Origin of the sequence: Streptomyces minutiscleroticus, assembly GCF_014650875.1 — a bacterium.
Lineage (GTDB): Bacteria > Actinomycetota > Actinomycetes > Streptomycetales > Streptomycetaceae > Streptomyces > Streptomyces minutiscleroticus.
Window position 1 is genome coordinate 1 of the sequence record NZ_BMVU01000160.1, and the last position, 2862, is coordinate 2862.

The 2862-nt window shown below is 64.8% G+C and carries 2 protein-coding genes; one reads left to right on the forward strand and one right to left on the reverse strand.

Annotated features, from left to right (window positions below):
• Positions 1–1085: 1085 nt before the first annotated feature.
• A complete protein-coding gene (locus IE271_RS40545; RefSeq protein WP_190195430.1) occupies positions 1086–1328 on the reverse strand; it encodes an ANTAR domain-containing protein in 243 nt (80 codons plus the stop codon).
• 217 nt (positions 1329–1545) lie between these two features.
• Between IE271_RS40545 and IE271_RS40550 the strand changes: the two genes are divergently transcribed.
• Positions 1546–2726 (forward strand): IS3 family transposase gene (locus tag IE271_RS40550; RefSeq protein ID WP_190195431.1). Its coding sequence is split into 2 segments (ribosomal slippage): positions 1546–1810 and positions 1810–2726, totalling 1182 coding nucleotides; the frame shifts between segments, so codons are not numbered across the junction.
• Positions 2727–2862 lie beyond the last annotated feature (136 nt).

Genomic DNA, 2862 nt, shown 5'->3' on the forward strand with positions numbered 1-2862 from the left:
ACACCGTCGAGCGGCTGATCAACAAGATGAAGGCCTGGCGCGGCATCGCCACCCGGTACGACAAAACCCCGGACAGCTACCTCGCCGGCCTCCACCTGCGCGCCTCGATGATCTGGCTCAGGGACCTCACCCGAGCCACCCCTTGATCGGAACTCAATACGGTCCCTAAGGCCGTGCAGGACGTGGTGGAAGCAGCTGTCCGGCCGCGGCGGTTGTTCGGTTGCCGCACGTAGGCACAAGGGGCGTGGGAGGTGGATGTCCCTTGCGGGTCCGGTCCGTACCGTCGGACGGGCCGGACCCGCGTCCTCGGCCCGAGACGAGTGGCCCTTTTCCGCGAACAGCGACACCAGCGGCGAAGACCGGCCGAGGCGACCTCACTGCCTTCACGCTCCCGCCGCGCGGCCGTGAACACCACCCGCGGAACATGACCCTGTCGGCTACGGCACCCGGACCGCCCGACCGTGGACGCCGTACCCCCTTCCACGGGGTACCCCAGGGCAGGTAGGTCACCGGGTCTGTGCCGTGCGCAGGGGGCGGGAGACGACAACGAGGTTCATGCGCACGGCCCGGGGCCAGCCGCCCATAGGCAACCGGCCCCCAGATTTCCCACTGAGCACCTGCAGCATCCCATCATCCAGAGTTGATTTACATCACCCACGGTGATGACCTCGGGGTCTCCGAGTGGGGGATTTCACCGGTTTTGTCCGTACGGTGATCGGGTTGCGATAGCTGTTGCGTTAGCTCTTGCGGCAACTATTGCGTTAGCTGTTGCGCTCGTCCCTTCCGCGCTCCGAGCATTTCCGCAGGTCACCACACCTTTTCAGGATAGTCTGCGGGTCTGACATCCCCCTGGGCACCCCTCGCCACCGTCCCGCCCGCCAAAAAGAGAGGGCGGGCGCGACCGTGGCGAGAGGCTGCCCAGGGGGATCGGGCGCGAGGGGGCTTCTTCTGGCGCGTCGGCGAGGCCTCCGCGCGCTGGGGCGGGGCGGCCGGGGCGCCCCTGGGGCCCTGGGGGACTGGCTGCTTGTCCGTCGGCCGGGATCCCACCTCATGGCTCGCGTGTCCTTTGACGCAGGCTGGGGTGTTCAGGGGTGGGGGTCGTGGACGTCGGGGAGGGTGAGGTGTTCGTAGACGATGGCGTAGGCGAGGGTGGTGAGGTCGGTGTCGGTGCTCAGGGCATGGGCACGCAGGAGGTCCAGGGCGCGGTCGGGGGTGAGGGTGTGACGGTGGACGAGGGCGCCGACGGCAGGGCGGCGGGAGGGGGTGAGGGCCTGAAAGCAGGTGCCGGTTTCCGGGCCCTCACCCAGCCGCGGGGCTGCCCTGCCCATGAGAGGACCTCCCCGGTACGCGCCCCTCGTAGCCAACGCCCGCCGGGGAGGGCAGGTCACGCGGCACCATGCGCACTCCCTCGCATCTGCGCCCCCTTTTCGCCGGTCACGCCCCCTGTGGTTCACGTAGATGTATGCACTGCGTGGGTAGTGAGGGGCCACGAAGTTCCCGGACAGGCATCCAATAAGGTTGTCCTGGACAGGAAATGAGGAAGACGTGGCGCCACCCAGCAAGTGCTCACCGGAGTTCCGTGAGGAAGCCGTCCAGATCGCGTTGAGGTCAAGCAAGACGGTCTCCGAAGTTGCTCGGGAACTTGACCTGAACCCAGAGACGCTTCGTGGCTGGGTCAAGAAGCACCGGCAGCAGCAGGAACCGGCTCCCGGGGCTGAATTGACGGTGAGCGAGCGAGCACGTCTGAAAGAGCTCGAGCGCCGCAATCGCGAACTGGAGATGGAAGTCACCTTCCTAAAAAAAGCCGCAGCGTACTTCGCGAGGGATCCCCGGTAGTCAGCAGGTACGAGTTCATCGACGAGATGCGACTCGACACCGAGGAGTACGCATACAGCGTCGAGTTCATGTGCCTCCGGCTCGGCGTGTCCAAATCCGGCTACTACGACTGGCGCTCACGTCCGCAATCCGCGACAGCTCAACGGCGCGAGGAATTGAAATTGCTGATCAACAAGGCCTTCGAGCTGTCCGACGGCACCTACGGGCATCGGCGTGTCCAGGCCCAATTGCAGCGCTGGGGCGTTGACGCGGGCCTGGAGCTGGTTCGCCGTCTGATGCGTGAGCTGGAGCTCGTGCCCTGCCAGCCACGGCCGAAGCGGATCGGCCTGACCCAGGCCGCGGCCGGCCAGGTACCGGACCTGGTCGGCCGCGACTTCACCGCCGACGCACCCGGAGAGAAACTCGTCGGCGACATCAGCTACATCGCCACCAAAGAGGGCTGGTTGTATCTCGCCACAGTGATCGACTGCTGCACGAAGGAAGTCATCGGTTATGCCATGGACGACCACTATCAGACGCCGCTGATATCCAGAGCGATCCACAACGCGGCACGCAACAGGAAGCTCGCGGCCAGAGCGATATTTCACTCTGACCGCGGAAGTAACTACATGTCAGTCGAGTTCGGGAAGACCCTTAAGCGTCTCAAACTCCGTAGATCCGCCGGCCGCACCGGCATCTGCTTCGACAACGCAATGGCCGAATCGTTCTTCGGGGTTCTGAAGAACGAACGCGTATCACGAGTTACTTACCTGACCCGCGAGGCAGCCCGGCAGGACATCACTCGATACATCGAATTCTGGTACAATCGTAAACGCCTTCACTCGGCAGTGGGTTACCGCCCTCCACGCGAAGTCCACGCCGAGTATGAGAAGTCGCGAGTCTCCGCATGAAATAGGCAGACACCTGTCCGGGAAGCGTGAGACCCCTCAGTAGACCATGCATGCCCCCGGCAACGCGTGTACGGCCCAGCCCGCTCCGCTGCTTCCACGCCGCACAGGTTTTTCCGGTCGATGGTCTCTTCCGCGT

Coding starts and splice junctions, on each gene's coding strand:
- IE271_RS40545 (WP_190195430.1), bottom strand. CDS start 1,328: ATGGGCAGGGCAGCCCCGCGGCTGGGTGAGGGCCCGGAAACCGGCACC.